At 47.4% G+C, this 19887-nt stretch carries 21 protein-coding genes and 1 pseudogene; 1 reads left to right on the top strand and 21 read right to left on the bottom strand.

The features are described from left to right. Positions 1–86: 86 nt before the first annotated feature. From DW922_RS12010 to DW922_RS17710, 4 genes are all read right to left on the bottom strand, one after another. On the bottom strand, positions 87–635 hold the full coding sequence (locus tag DW922_RS12010; RefSeq protein WP_002596309.1) for a hypothetical protein: 549 nt from the start codon (positions 633–635) through the stop codon (positions 87–89). Between the two features lie 78 nt (positions 636–713). Further along, a complete protein-coding gene (locus tag DW922_RS12005) occupies positions 714–1370 on the bottom strand; it encodes a hypothetical protein (protein WP_002596308.1) in 657 nt (218 codons plus the stop codon). Between the two features lie 92 nt (positions 1371–1462). Then, positions 1463–1831, bottom strand: a complete 369-nt coding sequence (locus DW922_RS12000; protein ID WP_014081156.1) for a hypothetical protein — start codon at positions 1829–1831, stop codon at positions 1463–1465. A 38-nt stretch (positions 1832–1869) separates the two neighbouring features. After that, positions 1870–2031: a hypothetical protein gene (locus DW922_RS17710; protein ID WP_002596306.1), complete on the bottom strand. Its 162-nt coding sequence runs from the start codon at positions 2029–2031 to the stop codon at positions 1870–1872. Positions 2032–2131: 100 nt separating this feature from the next. On the opposite strand from DW922_RS17710, the gene DW922_RS11995 reads away from it, so the two are divergent. Further along, positions 2132–2338, top strand: coding sequence for a helix-turn-helix transcriptional regulator (locus DW922_RS11995; protein ID WP_002596305.1), 207 nt, complete (start codon positions 2132–2134; stop codon positions 2336–2338). Between the two features lie 46 nt (positions 2339–2384). Here the strand turns inward: DW922_RS11995 and DW922_RS11990 are convergent, their stop codons facing one another. The 17 genes and pseudogenes from DW922_RS11990 to hprK form a co-directional block, all read right to left on the bottom strand. Beyond that, positions 2385–2717: a DUF6050 family protein gene (locus DW922_RS11990; RefSeq protein WP_038259775.1), complete on the bottom strand. Its 333-nt coding sequence runs from the start codon at positions 2715–2717 to the stop codon at positions 2385–2387. Next, complete coding sequence (locus DW922_RS11985) at positions 2698–3762, bottom strand: DUF6017 domain-containing protein (RefSeq protein WP_002596303.1); 1065 nt, start codon at positions 3760–3762, stop codon at positions 2698–2700. Before DW922_RS11985 ends, DW922_RS11990 begins: the two co-directional genes overlap by 20 nt. A 15-nt stretch (positions 3763–3777) precedes the next feature. Beyond that, positions 3778–4659, bottom strand: a complete 882-nt coding sequence (locus DW922_RS11980) for a ParB/RepB/Spo0J family partition protein (RefSeq protein ID WP_002596302.1) — start codon at positions 4657–4659, stop codon at positions 3778–3780. Further along, positions 4652–5434 (bottom strand): AAA family ATPase, encoded by a 783-nt coding sequence (locus tag DW922_RS11975; RefSeq protein ID WP_002596301.1) that lies wholly within the window; start codon positions 5432–5434, stop codon positions 4652–4654. The genes DW922_RS11980 and DW922_RS11975 overlap by 8 nt, the downstream gene beginning before the upstream one ends. A 23-nt stretch (positions 5435–5457) precedes the next feature. Next, complete coding sequence (locus DW922_RS17705) at positions 5458–5634, bottom strand: hypothetical protein (protein WP_002596300.1); 177 nt, start codon at positions 5632–5634, stop codon at positions 5458–5460. Next, positions 5634–6107 (bottom strand): DUF6075 family protein, encoded by a 474-nt coding sequence (locus tag DW922_RS11970; RefSeq protein WP_002596299.1) that lies wholly within the window; start codon positions 6105–6107, stop codon positions 5634–5636. Before DW922_RS11970 ends, DW922_RS17705 begins: the two co-directional genes overlap by 1 nt. A gap of 238 nt (positions 6108–6345) precedes the next feature. After that, entirely contained in the window at positions 6346–8412 is a 2067-nt protein-coding gene (gene lysS / locus DW922_RS11965) for a lysine--tRNA ligase (RefSeq protein ID WP_118726685.1), read from the bottom strand. Positions 8413–8485: 73 nt separating this feature from the next. Then, on the bottom strand, positions 8486–8971 hold the full coding sequence (greA, locus tag DW922_RS11960; RefSeq protein ID WP_118726684.1) for a transcription elongation factor GreA: 486 nt from the start codon (positions 8969–8971) through the stop codon (positions 8486–8488). A gap of 296 nt (positions 8972–9267) precedes the next feature. Beyond that, positions 9268–10236 (bottom strand): tRNA dihydrouridine synthase DusB, encoded by a 969-nt coding sequence (gene dusB, locus DW922_RS11955; RefSeq protein WP_118726683.1) that lies wholly within the window; start codon positions 10234–10236, stop codon positions 9268–9270. A 143-nt stretch (positions 10237–10379) separates the two neighbouring features. Next, positions 10380–10730 (bottom strand): annotated as a pseudogene (locus DW922_RS11950) (DUF6145 family protein); the annotation flags it as partial. A 168-nt stretch (positions 10731–10898) separates the two neighbouring features. Beyond that, entirely contained in the window at positions 10899–11873 is a 975-nt protein-coding gene (gene pfkA, locus DW922_RS11945; RefSeq protein WP_118719806.1) for a 6-phosphofructokinase, read from the bottom strand. Positions 11874–12015: 142 nt separating this feature from the next. Beyond that, a complete protein-coding gene (locus DW922_RS11940; RefSeq protein ID WP_118726695.1) occupies positions 12016–15483 on the bottom strand; it encodes a DNA polymerase III subunit alpha in 3468 nt (1155 codons plus the stop codon). Positions 15484–15668: 185 nt separating this feature from the next. Further along, entirely contained in the window at positions 15669–15926 is a 258-nt protein-coding gene (locus DW922_RS11935) for an HPr family phosphocarrier protein (protein ID WP_118543791.1), read from the bottom strand. Positions 15927–16010: 84 nt separating this feature from the next. After that, positions 16011–16967, bottom strand: a complete 957-nt coding sequence (whiA, locus tag DW922_RS11930) for a DNA-binding protein WhiA (RefSeq protein ID WP_118726682.1) — start codon at positions 16965–16967, stop codon at positions 16011–16013. A gap of 12 nt (positions 16968–16979) precedes the next feature. After that, entirely contained in the window at positions 16980–17837 is an 858-nt protein-coding gene (gene rapZ / locus DW922_RS11925) for an RNase adapter RapZ (RefSeq protein ID WP_118726681.1), read from the bottom strand. Positions 17838–17849: 12 nt separating this feature from the next. Further along, positions 17850–18758, bottom strand: coding sequence for a UDP-N-acetylmuramate dehydrogenase (murB, locus tag DW922_RS11920; protein WP_118719804.1), 909 nt, complete (start codon positions 18756–18758; stop codon positions 17850–17852). Between the two features lie 99 nt (positions 18759–18857). Continuing rightward, positions 18858–19781, bottom strand: a complete 924-nt coding sequence (gene hprK, locus DW922_RS11915) for an HPr(Ser) kinase/phosphatase (protein ID WP_118726680.1) — start codon at positions 19779–19781, stop codon at positions 18858–18860. Positions 19782–19887 lie beyond the last annotated feature (106 nt).

Below are 19887 nucleotides of genomic sequence, written 5' to 3'. Positions count from 1 at the left end.
CATCGTGTCCAAAAGCAATAAAAAAGGGCAGCTACAAATCTTTCGACTCATAACTGCCCTGACGCTGTTTTCTGTTTTTCCATGCCCTATTCCTTATATCGAATGACAGGGCACTGTTTTTGTTTATTTCCTATTTTTCTCCGCTCCAAGGCAAACACCATATCTCCGGTTCGCTCAAAAAAGCCGATGTCCTTTTTCCAGCTCATTCCACATTTGCAATGCTGCAAACCAATAAACTGCTGTTTCATTCTCCTGCCGCATACCGGACACCGCTTATTACTGCTTCCCTTTTTCTTTTTCGGCACATCCTCCTTTTTCTCCTTCGGCGGCTTTTCTTCCGGTATCCCATTTTCCGCAATACGAAGCTCATATCGTGGCAATTTTAAAAGATATGCTCGGTAAACCTCTTCATACGGAACCCAGATTGCAAGAGATTTCAGTTTTTCATAAATCCGGTCAATAATCTGCTTTGCTACCTCCTCATTTGGTATCTCTCCATTTTCCTTATAGAAAATGCAGGTTTCCCGAAACATCCAGTCTGCTATTTTCATCTTCTGCTTCTGTTTTAAATCCTTATAGGTCTTATTCGGCTGTTTCTGCTGTTTATATGCCAGTGAATGATGATTTGGTTTCATACAATCCCTCTTTCGGACAAATTCTGTTCAAAGCCATTATAACAAAATTTATGCCTGTATCAAATATTTCCGGTACATTTATTTCAACAGCATAACCGTACACATCTGTGCATGGAACAGACCATTCTCCACCGTAACATTATCAAGCAGCAATGCCTGAAACAACACATTCCTCACATTTTCAAGACTGACGATTTTCTGTTCATTCTCCGGCAGATGTACAAACTCCACACCGTCCTCCACAGCAGATTTTCTTGCGGCTTCACAATGAGTAAAAAGTCCCAGAATATACTTATTTGACATGGCAAAAGCATAGGTTTTCTGTCCATCATATACAATCTGGTACTTCTCCGCTGCTCCTTCCGGCAGACTGAAAACGCACTGCACTATTTCTAAACAAACCTTACCTGCATAGTCCGGTTTCAGTTTATTTTTATAGCGTTGTATTTTCCACTGGATTTCACTACGCTCCACAGGGGAATGGGTACGCTTAAACTGAATTTTCCGGCACAACATATCCAAATCCATATACACGTTATTTCCTACAAGATGCTCCGTATATCCTCTATATTCCCCCAACCGCAACAAATACGAAAGCACCTCATTCAGCTTTTCCTCTGATTCTATGAACTGAAACGGTTTTTCTCCAAATTCCAGATATTCAAACTGTAATGGGCAGCTCCCTTTCTCTATCTCCCGTTCCATAACTCTTTTTACATCTCGTAATGATTCCATTTTGCTCCTTTCCGCTTCTGGACATCGTGTCCAAAAGCAATAAAAAAAGGGCAGCTACAAATCTTTCAATTCATAACTGCCCTGACGCTGTTTTATTTCAGTTCTATTTCTGCCATTTTTGCAAATACTGCTTTTTGCTCTAAAAGCTCTTTCTGTTTTTCCTCCGGCAGACATTTGAAGATTTCCTCATATCCCATTTCCAGCATCGGCGTTCCCTTTGCGAAGAGATAGAGCCGGGTATCAAGCCATTCCTGCCATAAGTCCTCAAACATACTCTCACTGTCTGTATAGGTTATAACATCATTAAATCCATACTCCGGTGTGTAATATTGCAGCTTCACAAAACCGTACCGTCCTACATCCAATACCAAAATGCTTTCCAGCTCATACAGTTCTGCATAGGCTGCGGCAACCTTTTTGCACCGTTCCCGTTCTATGTCTGTAATGTAACTTTTCTCCACAGTTGCAAACCTCCTGTTTCGAGGCATCGTGCTGCCTCTTATTCAATCTTCCGTGTTTCTATTTCAAAAACACTTCCGTCCCTTGTTTTTATTGTAAAAATATTTGCGGCATCAGAGGTATCTATATCCTCAATCCCTAAAGCCACATCATTTTCATCTAATACTTCGTATAGCTGATCCTTAAACTCATTATGTTCCATAACTTTTTTACTCTCCTTGTATGTTTTATGGTGCGTACACGCACCATATTATTATATGTTTCATGCACTTAGAATACAAGTGTGGAAAGGAGCTTTCAGTATGATTAAATACGATCCGCTTTGGCGTACGCTAAAGGAAAAAGGAATCAGCCAGTACCAGCTTATCAAAGATTATGGCATTGATAAAGCACAGCTTCAGCGGCTTCGGCAGAACCTTGTTGTAAAAACGCTTATTTTAAACAGGCTTTGCCAGATACTTAACTGCCGGATTGAAGAGATTATGGAATACGTCCCGGATGATAATTAAAGGTGTTGTTCTGATTGATGAACAATGCCTTTTTCATTTTCGCTTTTCATCTGCACCTTTGGACATCGTGTCCAGAAGTATCACTGATTATCTTTATTATCTCCATCAGCACCATAACCATTCTCAGAATTACAACCACACCGCCAATCAGACCACCTACAATACAGTTCAGTGCCAGTATTCCTATACTTCCTGCAATTCCGAAATTTTTTGGTATGAGAATCATACACATTTTTCTGATCCCATAAGGACAGCCGACCAGTACCCAATACAGGAAAAAATCAAATCCTTCTGCTTTTCTGCAAATCGGATAACAGGTTATCATCCAAACTGCCAGCAACGATACCGGAAGCACAATTTTAACCAATATTCTTTTCATTCCAGCCACCTCCGTACATATCATGCTGTACCTCCTGCTGATAATAATGATTCATCGTTGAGGGTGCATTATAAAGAGCTGTTACCATATATGCCTTGATATTTGCAATTTTCGTAGTTGTTTCCTGCATACATCCTATCACATATTCCAAATGGGAGCTATTCAGTTTGAGGAACTTTGATTTTACAAGCTCATATGGATAATCATTTCCACCGATTTTAACAGTCTTATGCTTCACACATACAATCTCGCAGATTACCTCATACAATTCCTCATACAGCCCTTTGTCCTGCCATCTGCCATATTTCATGTGATGTTCGTACTCAATATTCTCTTTGATGATTTCCATGTAAGCATTGACATCTTCCATCACATCAATCTCCCCTTCCAACTCACTGCCGGATTGATTGATAGGATTGATATAATTCCTATCAATATTACTCTGGTTAGTATGATTATAGTTAGTATAATTAGGGTCTGCTTTTTGAACTTCCGCAAGTTCAGATATTGTACTTCTTGAAGTAAAATTTTTAGACTTCTGGAAGTCTGCTTTTTGAACCTCTTGAAGTTCAGTTTCTGAACTTCTGGAAGTATAACTTTTAGAACTCTTGAGGTTCAAATCCTGAACTTCTGTGGAAACATCAGCATTTGCAGGCGTTTCTTCTTCTGCTTCTCCTATTGTGGCAAAATTCTTTACATAAATAATATCCGGTTTTCCAAGTCCCCTGCGTTTCTTTTCGATCAATCCTATCCCATTATCACTGTCCAACTCTTTCATAATCTTAACACAGGTTGCTTTTGCACATCCCAAATCCTCCATGACAGTATCAAGAGTATAAATGATATAGGCTCTGTTTTCTTCATCCAACCAGCCATTTTTCATAGACAGTGACATACGGTCAAGCATCAGACCGTACAGGAGCTTGGCATCGCTGCTAAGCCCCTTGAAACGCTCGTCTTTAATCAGCAACCGAGGAACACGATAAAAGGAAAACTGTTCTGCTTCAATCCCATAGTAATAATCAAACTGTATCTGTTTACCCATTTTACCGCACCCCCTTTACTGTTTCTTCTGCCATTCCTCCAATAATTGCAGGATAATCCCCTCAATCTCTTCGCTGGAGTATTCCTCTGAAAAAAACTGGCTGATTTTTTCAGACTTGATTGTAACTTTCCTCTCTTTCGGCTTTTCCTCGGTCAGTATCAGACGCACCATCGGCAGCGTCAGTTCGCCGCTTTTCCCATATTCCTTCAGCTTGGCAGACTGTACTGTGGAAATATTTGCTCCGCTTTCCTCAAGGATTACCAGCACCCACTGTTGTGCATCTTCCGACAGAAAGGAAATGTCAACACCCTGTACCAGACCGATTTTCTTTCTGTCAACCAACTCTAGCAGCTCATCGGACAGCCTTGCAAGCCAGATATACCGTTGCACCGTCTTTCCGCTTTCTCCGGCAGCTTCTCCTACCTCGTCAAGCGTATTTCCGTTTCCTTTTCTGCCCTGATGCTTCATAGCCTCGTATTTCATGGCATAAGCTTTCGCCTTCTCACTTGGCAGAATGTCCTCACGCTGAATGTTGGAATCCACCATGATAATCGTAGCTTCATCGTCTGTATAATTGCGGACTATCACAGGCATATCCTCTTTTCCTGCCCGTTCTGAACCTCGTTTTCTGCGGTGTCCGGCTATGATTTCATAGCCACCCTCTGCCCTCGGTCTTGCAATTCCCGGTACGAGCACCCCATACTTACTGATGCTTTCCGTTGTTTCTTCCATTTTTTCATCGTCCAGTACACGGAACGGATGATTTCTAAACTCATGCAAATCCGTGAGCTTGGCTCTGATAATCTGCTCTTCGCTCCCTGTCTTTTCTTCTGCATTTCCAAATAAATCATCATAACTGCTTAATTTTACCTTTGCGGCACTTCCTGCTTTACTCATTCCCAAGCACCTCCTCCGTCAAAGACTGATAAGCAGCGGCTACTTTGCCTTTCGGATCATGTTCGTAGATACTGACACCCTCTGCGGAAATCTCTGCCGCACGGACGGAAATGGGAATACTGTTTTCAAATATCCGCACCTTGCTACCGTAATTCTCCACCAGTAATGCAGTAATGTCCTTTGCATAATTGGTTCGAGCATCCACCATTGTCAGCAGAATCCCCTCAATCATCAGCTTCGGGTTAATCTGTCTCCTGACCTTTCCTATGGTCTTAATAAGCTGCTGCAACCCTTTTGCCGGAAGATATGCCGCCTGCACTGGAATCAGAATACTGTCCGCACAGGCAAAAGCGTTTATAGTAATCATGCCGAGAGAGGGCATACAGTCAATCAGAATATAATCATAATTATCCTTTACCAGCTCTATGTAGGAACGCATCACAAGCTCTCTGCTCATCACATTTACAAGTGATACTTCCAGACCGGAAAGCTCAATGTTTCCCGGCATCAGGTCAATTCCCTCTTTGTGTTTCAGGATACCATAATCCGCTTCCATATCTTCATCATTGATGATATTGCCAAGTGCTGTTGCAAGTGTTTCCTCTAGCTTGTCCGGCTCTGTGAAGCCAAGACTGTCTGTCAGACTGCCCTGTGCATCGGCATCAATCAGCAGGACTTTCTTGCCCTGTTTTGCCAATCCTATGCCTAAATTACTGGTTGTGGTGGTCTTGCCCACACCACCTTTTTGGTTTGCGATTGCGATTATTTTACACATGATAGATTCTCCTTTGTTTTCTGCTATTTTTCTGCTACGTTTCTTTTCTTTACTTCTACATACGCCCTGTAAAATTTCTTCGTTCCCTTATTCGGATACATCTCGGAAAACTCCGTTACTTCCACTTTCGGATTCCTCTGCAAAATCTTTCCGAACCACTTAATATCATTCTTTGTTCCCATCAATCTGACTTTTAACATTAGTCTGTTCCTCCCAATAAGGCATACAGCTTATGGTTGTATGTGGCATATTCCGGATACCGAATCTGAATTGCCTGCCAGAAATATGGTGCATAAGCACAGCAGAATATTTCCTCCACCGTGTACTGCCTGCACTCGTCCACCTGTTCTTCTGCATCTTCATAATCGGAAACACTTGGTGTTCCATTGCAATACAGATTGAATGCCATTCTGATCACTCTCACACTTCCACTGGTCTGCCAGCCTTCGTGTAAACACTCTGTTATTACGCATCCTGTTTTGAAATCATAAATTCTGTAAACATTTCTTCTGGTATCATCGCTGATCCCAAGACAATAGCAGAGTGCCTTGTGGTAAACATCCTGATACCGGACTTCCTTTAACTTCTCGTAGTAGAATTTCTCATGTGCATCGCTGATAAAAATAATCTTTTCTTCCTTTTTGGTTTCTGCTCCTAACGCTGTACTTGTCATAATAGAACCCTCCTTGTGTTATTTTGATTTTGTTTTGACCATAACAACAGAAAAAGGACACTCTCCGTTTTATTGGAAAATGTCCTTTTAATAGCATTCAACTATTAAGTTTTGAAAGGTTCTGATTTCTAAAACATCCCTTTTCAGTCCATATTAGTCCACCGAATGACACAAATTTGATGTCAATTTGATGTCAAACACTCGATAAACTCATAAAAGTCTATGGATTTTCTGATTCTTAGTACAACTTCGCACCTGCCGGAATCCGGTCATTCACCATGAGAAGATTTAATCCCTCATGTCCATCTTCCTCGTGTACTGCTGAAATCAGCATACCCTCGGAATCAATGCCCATCATCTTTCTCGGAGGCAAATTTACGATTGCAATCGCTGTCTTGCCAATCAGATCTTCTGGCTCGTAATACTCGTGAATACCGCTTAAAATCGTGCGTTTCCGGTCTGTTCCGTCATCCAGAGTGAACTTTAAAAGCTTCTTTGACTTCGGTACTGCTTCACATTCCAGAATCTTTACTGCACGGAAATCAGCCTTTGCAAAGGTATCGAAATCAATCATTTCTTCAAACAATGGTTCGATTTTTACGTTGGAGAAATCAATCTTTTCTGCAACCTTTTCCTCTGCCACAGCAGCATTTTCTACTGCCTTTTCAGCCTTCCCTTCGCCCTTCTTAGCGTCTAAGGACTTCATTGTCGGGAATAATAATACGTCACGGATGGCCGGGCTGTCAGTCAGAAGCATAACCAGACGGTCGATACCGTAGCCGATACCGCCTGTCGGAGGCATACCGATCTCCAGTGCGTTCAGGAAATCTTCATCGGTGTGCTGTGCTTCGTCATCGCCTGCTGCCGCATTTGCATCCTGCTGTGCAAAACGCTCTCTCTGGTCGATCGGATCGTTCAGCTCGGAGTACGCGTTACACATCTCCCAGGTGTTGATGAACAGCTCGAAACGCTCTACCTTGTTCGGGTCAGACGGTTTCTTCTTGGTGAGCGGGGAGATTGCCAGCGGGTGATCCATGATGAAGGTCGGCTGGATCAGTTCTTTCTCGCAGTACTCCTCGAAGAACAGGTTGATGATATCGCCCTTGGTGTGACGTGCCTCGTATTCGATGTGATGCTCGTCTGCCAGTCTCTTTGCTTCCTCATCGGTCTCAACTGCGTCAAAGTCGATGCCTGCATATTTCTTGATCGCATCGTTCATGGTCAGGCGTGCAAATGGCTTGCCGAAATCAATCTCGGTTCCGTTGTAGGTGAACTTGGTGCTTCCGCAAACATTCTCAGCCAGATAACGGAACATGCTCTCGGTCAGCTCCATCATGCCTTCATAGTCGGTGTATGCCTGGTACAGCTCCATCAGGGTGAATTCCGGGTTATGACGGGTATCAACACCCTCGTTGCGGTATACACGGCCAATCTCGAAGACTCTCTCAAGGCCGCCTACGATCAGTCTCTTTAAGTACAGCTCCAGGGAAATACGAAGCTTTACGTCCTCGTTGAGGGCATTGTAATGAGTCTCAAACGGACGTGCTGCTGCACCGCCGGCGTTGGATACCAGAGTCGGGGTCTCAACTTCCATGAAGTCTCTTCCTGCAAGGAAGTTACGGATCTCTTTGATGATCTGGGAACGTTTGATGAAGGTGTTCTTCACATCCTCATTCATGATCAGGTCTACGTATCTCTGGCGGTAACGCATATCGGTATCGGTGATTCCGTGGTATTTCTCCGGAAGGATCTGCAGGCTCTTGCTTAACAGAGTCATCTTCTCTGCGTGAATGGAAATCTCACCGGTCTTGGTGCGGAATGCATAGCCTTCTACACCGAAAATATCACCGATATCGGATTTCTTGAAATCTGCATAGGATTCTTCACCAATGGCATCTTTTGCCACGTATACCTGAATGGTTCCCTGTAAATCGCGGATGTTGCAGAAAGAAGCTTTACCCATGACACGTTTGAACATCATACGTCCGGCAATGGATACATGGATCGGCTGTGCGTCCATGATTGCTCTTCTTTCGTTATAATCTGCATTCAATGCTTCTTTTGCCTGTGCTTCGTCCATTCCTTCTGCGCTGAACGGTGCTCTTCCAGCCAGGATTTTCGCTTCGTGTTCATCGTAAAGCTTTTTCACTTCAACAGAATGATGCGTCTGGTTGTACTTTGTGATCTGGAACGGATCCTTGCCTGCTGCCTGAAGGTCTGCCAGTTTCTCACGGCGAACTTTCAAAAGCTGGTTGGTATCCGGCTCTTTTGCATTCTGCTGCTTTGCGTTCTGCTGCTCTGCCATCTTTTCCCTTACTCCTTTGTTTCTTCTATAAATAAATGATGTTGGGCAAAAAAGCATTTGCCCCATGGTATGATTAGGATACTCTCTGGATTTCCAGAACCTTGTACTGAAGTACGCCAGCCTGGGTCTCTACGTCTACCACGTCACCAACGCTCTTGCCGATCAGGGCTGCGCCTACCGGAGACTCGTTGGAGATCTTGTTCTGAAGGCTGTTTGCCTCGGTGGAACCTACGATTTTGAATTCCATCTCCTCATCAAAGTCTACGTCGTATACTTTTACTTTACATCCAACGCTTACTTTGTCTAAGTCGATCTCGTCCTCGTCTACAACCTCTGCGTTCTTTAACAGCTTCTCCAGCTCTTCGATACGCAGCTCGATGTCTCTCTGCTCGTCTTTTGCTGCATCGTACTCAGCGTTCTCGGATAAGTCGCCCTGCTCTCTTGCCTCTTTGATTTTCTGGGCGATTTCCTGTCTGCGGTTGATCTTTAAGTCCTGTAACTCATCTTCATACTTTTTTAAACCTTCATAGGTTAAAATGTGTTTCTTAGCATCTGCCATGTTGCTCATTTCCTTCCTTTTTACGTTGCCGGTAACTGCTGGCAACAAAATAAAATCCCCTCAAATCATTACTGCGTTCTGTCAGCGCCGGTCTTGTATTTTTAGCACAATTCCGCCTGCAGTAACAGGATTTTTCTTTGGTCATACATTCTGAATATTATACTTGAAAGCACTTTTCTTGTCAAGCACGGTATCGCGCCGGATTTCGCGGAATTTTGCCAGATTTTTGTTGCGCTGCATATCGAAAAAATGGTACGAACGCCCCACTGGTTCAAAACAATTTCGGCTCTAAATCGTTATCCCAGCATTCCGTACCGCCCCAGCAGTTCCACCAGCTGCTCCTCGGTTTCCAGCATGTTGCACTCCCGGCGGATCGTTGCAGAATGCGGAAGCCCGGCTGTGTACCAGGCGATGTGCTTGCGCATCTCCTTCATGCCGATGTACTCGCCTTTCAGTGCGACATGCATGCGGGTGTGGCGCAGGATCATCTCCCCGACCTCCACCGGTCCCGGAGCAGGAAGCACTTCCCCGGTTTCGAGGTAATGATTGATCCGGTGAAAGATCCATGGGTTTCCCCTGGCTCCACGGCCGACCATAAGGCCGTCGCAGCCGGTTTCGTCTAACATCCGCTTTGCATCCTGCGGCTCGAAGATGTCGCCGTTTCCGATGACCGGGATCTTCACGGCTTCTTTTACCTGCCGGATGATGTCCCAGTCTGCCTTGCCGGAATAGTACTGTTCCCTTGTTCTTCCGTGCACGGCCACCGCAGAGATGCCGCAGCTTTCTGCGATCTTCGCGATCTCCACGGCATTGACATGGTCATCGTCGAAACCTTTGCGGAACTTGACGGTAACCGGCTTGTGTACCTTTTTCACCAGAGCGGACAGCAGTTCTTCTACCAGCTTTGGATTTTTCATGAGTGCGGAGCCTTCGCCGTTTCCCACAATCTTCGGCACCGGGCAGCCCATGTTTAAATCAATGATGTCGTAAGGCCCGTCCTCGATCTGATGCGCAATATCGCTGACGATCTCCGGGTCGGAGCCAAACAGCTGGATGGATACCGGCCGTTCTCCCTCTCCGATCGCCATCAGGTCCTTTGTATTCCGGTTCTTATAGAGAATGGCTTTTGCACTGACCATCTCCGTCACCAGAAGGCCACAGCCCTGCTCCCTGCAAAGCTGGCGGAATGACATGTCAGTCACTCCGGCCATTGGCGCCAGGATCAGGTTATTCTCCAGTTCTACATTTCCAATGCGCAGTCTCATTCTTCCGGGCCCTCACCTGTATCATCCAGATCGGCCGGGTAGATTCCTGCTGTTTCCGGATCCGCCTCTGTTCCATAAGCTTCCTCTGTCTTAGAAGAATCTGCGCCAAAACCCGCTTTGAATGCTTCGGTGTCAATTCCGTAGCTCTCTGCCACTTCCTCCGCATCTTCCCCGAGATAAAATACCTTAAAGTACAGCTCCAGGGCCTTTAAAAATTCCTGTCCCTCCTGGCGGTACTGCTTGATCTTTAAATCGGCTCCGATCTCATCGCAGTAGCCGTCGTACTCGGAAATGGTATGCTTAAACTCCAGGGTACCGTCCGGCTCGAATTCCATGGTTAAAATACCGCCGCATTCCTCAGTAAACCAGACACACATCACGTGAAGCTGTTTCTTGACTGCCTCCGGGAGACTGTCAAACTCTTCATTAAAATAATACTTTTTTTCGTAGCTGTTAGAACCACAAAGAACGATATTTCCGTCCTGTCCTGTCATCTGTTGTTTTCCTCCTGAATCTGTTTTGCTGCCGCATTTTCAACGACAGGTCACACGCATGCATGCCCGTCCATATGCTCCTGCTGCAGATTGTCAAAAAAATTTCATATTCCTATACACGAAACACGCCCGGCGCAATATGCCGCCGGGCGGATCAATTTCATATTCTTATTTAGCCAGCATCTTCGCGATCTCGAACTGCTCCTCGGAGATGTCTTTCTTCATCTGGAGTGCTTCCTGAATATCGAAATCTACGAACTCGCCATGCTTGTAAGCAACCAGGCGGTTGCTCTTTCCTTCGCACAGAAGCTCTGCTGCCCTTGCACCCATAATAGACGCATAGACACGGTCCTTACAGGTCGGGGTGCCGCCACGCTGCATGTGGCCCAGAATGGTTGCACGGGTCTCGATGCCGGTAGCTGCCTCAATGCGGCGTGCCATGGAAGTGGAATGTCCGATGCCCTCTGCATTGATGATGATGTTGTGCTTTTTACCGCGCTTGCGATTCTCGATGATGCGGTCGATGAGGGCCTGCTCGTTGCCGTCGTAACGCTCCGGCAGCAAAATGTCCTCTGCGCCGTTTGCGATGCCGCACCACAATGCGATGTAGCCGGCATTACGTCCCATTACCTCAATGATACTGCAGCGCTCATGGGAAGTTGAGGTATCGCGCACTTTATCGATTGCCTCCATCGCGGTGTTGACTGCGGTATCGAAACCAATGGTGTAGTCCGTGCAGGCAATATCTAAATCGATGGTACCCGGAACACCGATGGTGTTTACTCCGAGTGCTGCCAGCTTTCCGGCTCCGCGGAAGGAACCGTCACCACCGATGACTACGATTCCGTCAATGCCATGCTTGCGGCAGATCTCTGCTCCGGCCTGCTGGCCTTCCGGAGTTACGAACTCCATACATCTTGCTGTATACAGGATAGTACCGCCACGGAAAATGATATTGGACACATCGGTACTGCTCATGTCTACGATTTCTTCCTGCAAAAGTCCTGCGTAACCTCGCATGATGCCCTTTACCTTCATGCCTTTGCTGATCGCAGTACGAACCACCGCACGAATGGCTGCGTTCATGCCCGGAGCATCACCTCCGCTTGTCAGGACACCGATTGTCTTTACTTGCTTTGCCATAGTTGTCTCCTCCTGTTACCCTTCAGTTTTAGCACTGCTGCCCTTTTTGTTTTGCCAGGCAGCAGAACCTCTCCATTCCGATTTTTCTATTTTAATCCAAATGCATTTTTTTTCATACAAAGTGTATTCTAAATCATTTTCCCTATCTTTTCAATCCCTTTTCCACAACTTTGACATTCTTTTCACCAATAATTTTCATGAGCTCAGAAAGAACTGTCTCCGATGCTGCCACATGCCAGTTGGCCGGAAGGATCTTTTTTGCCCGCTCTTTTTCCAGGTAAATGATCACCGTATCATTTCCGTCAGAGCCGCGCAGGACTGCGCTGACGGAAGGCCACAGCGCATCATACTGGGCCTTGTCCGTAAATTTCAGCCACAGATCCTTTGGCACCTGGTCAAACGGAATCACCTGCTCACAGATCAGCCGGCCCACCGGATCATCCCCGATGGAGGTTCTTCCGCTGATAAAGACCTTTGCATCTTCATTCAGCATATTGCGCTTGCTCTCGTAATCACGCGGGAAGACAATAACCTCCACTGAACCAACCATATCTTCGACAGTCACAAAGGCCATCTGCTGGCCATTCTTGGTAAGCTTCACCGTTTTTGCCGTGATCATGCCGCCAATGGTTACGCGGACACCATCCTCCACAACGGCTCTTCCACTCTCTTCGTCGACCATAAAATCAGTCGTCTTCGCGGTAATACTATTTTTCCAGGTTTCCAGATATTCATCCATCGGATGGCCGCTGATGTAAATGCCAAGGATTTCCTTCTCAAATGCGAGAAGCTCTTCTTTTGGGAATTCCGGCACATCCGGCATGGTGATCTGGTACTGCTGCTTTTCTTCCTCTGCCGCAAAATCGAAAAGACTGAGCTGACCCTCCAGTACATTTTTACGGTCTTTGGTTTTCTGGTCCAGAAGCTCCGGCGCGATCATGGTTTTCTGCCTGCGGTTACCAGGCAGCGAATCCATGGCTCCGGACTTGATGAAGTTCTCCAGGGTCCGCTTGTTGACCTCTCGTCCGCCCATGCGCTCCACGAAATCGTCGATGGAGGTAAAAAGTCCGTTGTTTTTGCGTTCTTTTATGATCTCATCCACCACATTGCGGCCGACGCTCTTAATCGCCGACAGGCCATAGCGGATGGCATCGCCGGAAACCGAGAAACCACTTTGCCCCTCATTGATATCCGGAGGCAGGATGCGGATACCAAGCTGGCGGCAGGTCAGGATGTACTCAGAAACCTTCGTGACATTATCCATGACCGATGTCATCAGCGCCGCAAAAAACTCCTTCGGATAATAATATTTCAGATACGCGGTCTGATACGCCACCACTGCGTAGCAGGCGGCGTGTGACTTATTAAAGGCGTATTTTGCGAAATCGATCATCTCGTCGTAAATATGGTTCGCGGTTTTCTCATCGATACCGTTTGCGATACAGCCCTTTACATTTTCCTCCGGGTTGCCGTACACAAAGTTCTGGCGTTCTTTTTCCATGACTGCAGTCTTCTTCTTGGACATGGCACGGCGCACCAGGTCGCTACGGCCCATGGTATACCCAGCCAGGTCACGTACGATCTGCATAACCTGCTCCTGGTACACAATACACCCATACGTCGGTCCCAGAATGTGCTCCAGCTGCGGGCATTCATAGGTGATGGAATCTTTGTCGTTCTTTCCTTTTAAATAGCGCGGGATAAAGTCCATCGGGCCCGGACGGTACAGGGAAATGCCTGCGATAATGTCCTCCAGGTTTTCCGGGCGCAGCTCCTTCATGAAGCTCTTCATTCCAGAACTTTCCAGCTGGAAGATGCCATCGCACTTTCCGGTGCCAATGGAAGCCAGGACCTGTTTATCGTTGTAATCGATCTTTTCCATCTCCAGATGGACGCCATAGTTTTCCTCCGCCTGGCGGACCGCATTCTGAATGACAGTCAGGGTACGAAGACCCAGGAAATCCATTTTCAACAGCCCCAGCTCTTCCAGGGTCGTCATCGTAAACTGCGTGGTGATGGTTCCGTCAGATGCGCGGGAAAGCGGCACAAATTCGTCCATCGCACGCTGACCGATCACGACACCAGCCGCATGCATGGAGGTGTGTCTCGGAAGTCCCTCCAGACGTTTTGCCATGTCAATGAGATAGTGTACCTCATCATCATTCTGGTATGCTTCCCGCAGGTCCGGGCTCTGTTTTAACGCCTTGTCAAGCGTCATGCCAAGATCACCCGGGATCATCTTGGCAATGGCATCACAACGTGCGTAAGGAAGGTCCAGGACACGTCCCACATCCCTCACAACACCCTTTGCTGCCAGGGTACCAAAGGTTACGATCTGCACCACCTGGTCTTTGCCGTATTTTTCCACAACATAGTCAATGACTTCCTGACGCCGTTCAAAACAGAAATCGATATCGATATCCGGCATGGACACGCGCTCCGGGTTTAAGAAACGCTCAAACAGGAGGTCATAGCGCACCGGATCGATATTGGTAATCTCCAGACAGTAGGAAACAATACTGCCCGCCGCAGACCCTCGTCCGGGTCCTACCATGATATCATGGGACCGTGCAAAGTGAATGAAGTCCCATACGATCAGGAAATAATCGACATAGCCCATGTTGTGGATAACGCCAAGCTCATAGGAAAGACGTTTCTGCAGGGTCCCGTCATCATCCGGGTAACGCTTTGCCATACCGTCCTGGCACAGCTTGTTTAAGTAGCTCCAGGAATCATAGCCCTCCGGCACCTCATATTTTGGCAGCTTTGTCACACCAAATTCAATCTCTACGTTGCATCGCTCAGCGATCTTATGGGTGTTATCGATGGCCTCCTGCGCATACGGGAACAGCGCCCGCATCTCTTCCTCCGATTTTACATAATACTGGCCGCCCTCGTAACGCATGCGGTTCTCATCAGACACCTTTTTTCCAGTCTGGATGCACAAAAGAATATCGTGTGCTGCCGCATCCTCTGCCAGGATATAGTGGATATCGTTGGTTGCCACCAGGTCCATGGAAAGTTCGCGGCTCATGCGCATAAGCCCCTGGTTTACGGTCTTCTGCGTGGAGATCCCGTGGTCCTGCAGCTCCAGAAAGAAATTTCCTTTTCCGAAAATTTCCTCATAATGTCTTGCAGAACGGCAGGCCTCCTCATACATGCCGCGGGCCAGATAACGCTGGACCTCGCCCGCCAGACAGGCGCTTAACGCAATAATACCCTCATGGTACGTCTCCAGCACCTCGTAATCCACACGCGGTTTATAATAAAAGCCATCCACAAATCCTTTGGAGACGATCTTCATCAGGTTGTGGTAGCCGGTATCGTTCTCCGCAAGAAGGACCAGATGGTAATAGCGGTCCTCGCCATTTGTATTCTCCCGGTCAAAGCGGGAGCCCGGTGCCACATACACCTCGCAGCCGATGATCGGCTTGATTCCCACTTCCCTTGCCGCGCGGTAAAAATCGATGACGCCGTACATAACGCCATGGTCCGTGATGGCCATGCTGTCCATGCCAAGCTCCTTTGCCCGCGCCGCCAGCTCTTTGATCTTACAGGATCCATCCAGAAGACTGTATTCTGTATGGACGTGTAAATGTGTAAATGCCACGTTTTCCTCCTTTTTTGTAACTGTTTTATTATGTGAAATATGCTGAACTGTCCTTTCGGTCCATACCCGCATCTTTTCGCGCAGGCATGGTATATCGAAAAACAGGGCGGAAATGATTTCATTTCCACCCTGCCATTTTCGCATCTTTGTATCAATTATCTCTTGGGGAAACGATCGAAAGGATCTTATTTTTCGCCCTTTAAGTACTTTTCAATGTTATCAAGTGCTTCTTTTTCGTCTTCTCCGTCAGCAGAAACGGTAATCTCCTCACCAGCACCCATGCCAAGTGTCATCATACCCATAATGCTCTTTGCGTTCACACGGGCATTATTATTCTCTACATAGATCTGACTGTCAAACTGGCTCGCAATCTGTACCAGCATTGCAACTGGTCTTGCCTCAAGTCCGGATGAAAGTCCAATGGTGATCGTTTTCTTTAACATAATTATCCTCCTCGTTTTCGGACACAATCAAAACTTCTTTCGTTTTTTGTTATGCCCCTGTGTCCGGCCGCAATACTGTGAACTTTACTCTGGCCGTTCCTGTCTTAGAACTTCTGCCATATTTCCCAGTTTTCTGAGACGATGGTTCACACCTGATTTACCGACCGGTGGGTCCAGAGCCTCTCCCAGCTCTTTTAATGTAGCCTCCGGTCTGGCCAGCCTTAACTCTGCGATTTCCCTTAAGGTTTCCGGCAGACTGTCAAGCCCTGCCGTGTCCCTGATGTAAATGATATCTTCCATCTGCTTGACTGCCGCCGATACCGTTTTATTGATATTGGCTGTCTCACAGTTTACCTGCCGGTTCACACTTCCGCGCATCTCCTTGAGAATGCGGATGTTCTCCAGCTCCATAAGCGCAACTGGTGCTTCCATAACATTCAGGATGTCAACGATCTGGCTGCCCTCTTTGATATAGACCACGAAATATTTTTTCCGCTGCACGATCTTAGCTTCGATTCCCATGGAAAAGATAAGACCCTGGATCTGCTTTGCCTTTGCTTCAGTCGCACAGGCAATCTCAAAATGGTAAAATTTTTCTGGATCGCTGATGGAACCTGCTGCCAGAAACGCTCCCCGTATAAACGCGCGTTTGCAGCAGCTCTGCATAAGAACCACATTCTGGGCCAGAGACAGGTTTTCCTCAATCTCCCCGTATGGGTCGATCAGCTTGACTGCCTGAAGCACCCGCATGGCATCCTCATGGTGAGTCACTGCCACGGTGCAGGTCCTGTTTTTGTGGTTTCCGATGCCCTGCCGTATGGAGACATCAATTCTTATATTAAATGTTTTTTTCAATAATGTAAAGTACTTTCTTGCAACTGCCACATTTTCCGTATGAATCTTTACCCGGTAACGGTTATTCTCCGAGATCTGGATGCGGCCACAGAGACTTAAGATCGCGGCGATCTCCGCGATCTGGCAATGTCTGGCCGGTGACAACTGTCTGGAAAGCTCTTCCTTCACTTTTGAAGAAAATGACATAATTTACTCCTGCTACTTTTCAATGTCCCGGTGTTCAATCTTCAGTCCGTATTCCTCAAAGCCGCTCAGATGCTGGTACAGGGCGTTCGCAACCGTAACGGAACGGTGCTTTCCACCGGTACAGCCAATGGCAACAACAAGCTGGTTTTTCCCCTCCTGCACATAATTGGGAATCAGAAAATCCAGCATTTCATAGAGCATGGAAAGGAAACGGTCTGCCGTACCACCCTGACGCACATAAGCCTGCACCTCTGCCTCCTGGCCGGTGTGACTGCGCAGCGCTTCCACATAATACGGATTCGGAAGAAAGCGCACGTCAAAAACCAGATCCGCATCATTCGGGATCCCATACTTAAAACCAAATGACAAGACCGTGATAAACAGATTCTGGTACCGATGATCCTGCACAAAGATCTTTTCGAGCTCCTTGCGCAGCTCCCGGGTCAGAAGACTGCTCGTATCCAGGATCACATCGGCCTGGCGCTTGATAAAGCCAAGCTTTTCCCGTTCCAGGCAGATGCCACTGTCGACCCGGCCCTTTCCGGCAAGCGGATGCGATCTTCTCGTTTCTTTATAGCGCTTCACCAGTGTAGTATCGCTGCTGTCCAGAAACAGGATTTCATACGGGACCTGCTGCTGTTTCCAGTTTTCCAGAACCTGCTCCAGCTGCGGCAGCTCTTCGCCGCTACGGATATCGATGCCAAGCGCCACTCGCTCATGGGCTGCAGGTTTTTGCATGACAAGCTCCACAAACGCTTCCATCAGGGGGATTGGCAGATTATCTACACAATAAAAGCCTAGATCCTCCAGCATTTTTAAAGCCGATGTTTTTCCGGCTCCCGACATTCCCGTCACGATTACCAGTCTCATCTGTACTCTCCTTTAAAATTCTCCCAGCAGCTTCACTTCCAGCTCCAGTTCCACACCAAACTGCTCCTTTACCTTCTCCTGCACCTGTCTGCAGAGAGAAAGGATATCCGCAGATGTGGCATGATCCCGGTTAATAACAAAGCCGCAGTGCTTTTCTGACACCTGGGCACCGCCCACCGTAAATCCGCGAAGCCCTGCGTCCTGGATCAGCTTTCCTGCAAAATGTCCCTCCGGGCGCTTAAAGGTACTCCCCGCACTCGGATATTCCAAAGGCTGCTTTTCCCGGCGCTTCGCCGCCAGGTCATCCATCACGGCACAGATCTCATCCGGGCTGCCCTGCTGCAGCGCAAGCACTGCCTCCAGCACAATGTAACCCTTTTTCTGGATGCAGCTGGTCCGGTAACCCAGCTCCAGTTTTTCTGCCGGAAGCGTTAAAACGTCTCCCTCCGGTGTCAGAACAGTCACCTCTTTTAAAACCTGGCAGAGTTCTCCGCCGTAGGCACCTGCGTTCATGACCACGGCACCGCCGATGGTTCCCGGAATCCCGGCTGCAAATTCAAAACCGGTCAGGGAAGCAGACAGGGCCTGTCTTGCCACATAAGAGAGCAGCGCACCTGCACCTGCCCGCACGAAATTTTCTTCCACTGTAACCTGGCCAAATGGTTTTCCAAAGGAGACCAGTACGCCGCGGTATCCCAGATCTCCCACCAGCAAATTGCTGCCGTTTCCGAGAATAGAATATGGAAGCTGTTCCTCCTTACAGATGGCAAGCACCTGCTTTAATTCTTCCGCGCTGGCCGGTTCGATGTAAATATCTGCCGGTCCGCCGGTGCGGAAGGTAGTATGGCGGCTCATGGGCTCATCTGTTAAACATGTGCCCGCTGTCACCGCCTGTTTCAGTCTTTCTGCTGCCTGTTTCATGTTGTTCCTTCTGCCTTTATTTTTTTGATCACTTTTCATACTCACAAGGGCTGCTGTTTTCGCAAGCGTCCCCGGCAGCCCGCATAGATGCTTTTCTTTCTACTTGTTACCCAGATTTGCCTGTACACGGTTGTAAAGCTCCTGGGCTGCGTTGTAGCCCATCTTCTTCTGACGGTAATTGACCGCAGCGGACTCAACGATGATCGCCAGGTTTCTGCCCGGACGGATCGGAATATTATGGCACACTACCTGGTTGCCTAAGAATTCCGTATAGCGGTCCTCCAGTCCCAGCCGGTCGTATTCCTTGTCCTTATCCCAGTCCTCCAGCTTGATGACCATGTCGATATTCTGGGTATCCTTGACGCTTTCAACACCGTACAGGGATTTAACATCGATGATGCCGATACCACGAAGCTCGATGAAATGCTTGGTGATATCCGGCGCACTTCCTACCAGGGTCGCGTCGCTGACCTTGCGGATCTCCACCACATCGTCAGATACCAGACGGTGGCCGCGCTTGATCAGCTCCAGAGCCGCCTCACTCTTACCGATGCCACTCTCGCCCATGATCAGGACACCTTCACCAAATACATCAACCAAAACACCATGAATGCTGATGCACGGAGCCAGCTTTACCTTCAGCCAGCGGATCACCTCTGCCATAAGATCGGAAGTGCTCTTATCCGATACCATGAGCGGCACCTGGTAATGCAGGCAAAGATCCTGCATGTCTTCATCCGGTTCCTGCCCACGGCTGTATACCACGCACGGGATCTCACTTGATAAGAGCTTGTCGTAACGCTCCACCCGCACTTCCCTCGGGAGGGTATTGATATAAGCCTGCTCCACATATCCGATGATCTGGACACGCTCCCGGTCAAAATGGTCGAAAAAGCCGGTCAGCTGCAGTGCCGGACGGTTTACATCCGGATGGCTTAAAACCACCTTGTCTGTATCAATATCCGGAAGTACATTTCTCATTTTCATTTTATCGATCAGTTCTGTAATCGTTACACCGTACATATTGCCCCGCTCCTTTATCTTTTTTATACCTGTTTTCAGAATAGTTTTATCATATCATATTTTCCGCAACTTGTCATTACCGTCCAAGTCCGGTGTTTATGCAGTA

Origin of the sequence: Clostridium sp. AM42-4, assembly GCF_003480105.1 — a bacterium.
Taxonomy (GTDB): Bacteria; Bacillota; Clostridia; order Lachnospirales; family Lachnospiraceae; genus Brotaphodocola.
The sequence above is the reverse complement of the archived record's forward strand: the minus strand, read 5'-3'. Positions and strand labels throughout refer to the sequence as shown.

Coding starts and splice junctions, on each gene's coding strand:
- DW922_RS12010 (WP_002596309.1), bottom strand. CDS start 635: ATGAAACCAAATCATCATTCACTGGCATATAAACAGCAGAAACAGCCG.
- DW922_RS12005 (WP_002596308.1), bottom strand. CDS start 1,370: ATGGAATCATTACGAGATGTAAAAAGAGTTATGGAACGGGAGATAGAG.
- DW922_RS17710 (WP_002596306.1), bottom strand. CDS start 2,031: ATGGAACATAATGAGTTTAAGGATCAGCTATACGAAGTATTAGATGAA.
- DW922_RS11995 (WP_002596305.1), top strand. CDS start 2,132: ATGATTAAATACGATCCGCTTTGGCGTACGCTAAAGGAAAAAGGAATC.
- DW922_RS11990 (WP_038259775.1), bottom strand. CDS start 2,717: ATGAAAAGAATATTGGTTAAAATTGTGCTTCCGGTATCGTTGCTGGCA.
- DW922_RS11985 (WP_002596303.1), bottom strand. CDS start 3,762: ATGGGTAAACAGATACAGTTTGATTATTACTATGGGATTGAAGCAGAA.
- DW922_RS11980 (WP_002596302.1), bottom strand. CDS start 4,659: ATGAGTAAAGCAGGAAGTGCCGCAAAGGTAAAATTAAGCAGTTATGAT.
- DW922_RS11975 (WP_002596301.1), bottom strand. CDS start 5,434: ATGTGTAAAATAATCGCAATCGCAAACCAAAAAGGTGGTGTGGGCAAG.
- DW922_RS17705 (WP_002596300.1), bottom strand. CDS start 5,634: ATGTTAAAAGTCAGATTGATGGGAACAAAGAATGATATTAAGTGGTTC.
- DW922_RS11970 (WP_002596299.1), bottom strand. CDS start 6,107: ATGACAAGTACAGCGTTAGGAGCAGAAACCAAAAAGGAAGAAAAGATT.
- lysS (WP_118726685.1), bottom strand. CDS start 8,412: ATGGCAGAGCAGCAGAACGCAAAGCAGCAGAATGCAAAAGAGCCGGAT.
- greA (WP_118726684.1), bottom strand. CDS start 8,971: ATGGCAGATGCTAAGAAACACATTTTAACCTATGAAGGTTTAAAAAAG.
- dusB (WP_118726683.1), bottom strand. CDS start 10,236: ATGAGACTGCGCATTGGAAATGTAGAACTGGAGAATAACCTGATCCTG.
- pfkA (WP_118719806.1), bottom strand. CDS start 11,873: ATGGCAAAGCAAGTAAAGACAATCGGTGTCCTGACAAGCGGAGGTGAT.
- DW922_RS11935 (WP_118543791.1), bottom strand. CDS start 15,926: ATGTTAAAGAAAACGATCACCATTGGACTTTCATCCGGACTTGAGGCA.
- whiA (WP_118726682.1), bottom strand. CDS start 16,967: ATGTCATTTTCTTCAAAAGTGAAGGAAGAGCTTTCCAGACAGTTGTCA.
- rapZ (WP_118726681.1), bottom strand. CDS start 17,837: ATGAGACTGGTAATCGTGACGGGAATGTCGGGAGCCGGAAAAACATCG.
- murB (WP_118719804.1), bottom strand. CDS start 18,758: ATGAAACAGGCAGCAGAAAGACTGAAACAGGCGGTGACAGCGGGCACA.
- hprK (WP_118726680.1), bottom strand. CDS start 19,781: ATGTACGGTGTAACGATTACAGAACTGATCGATAAAATGAAAATGAGA.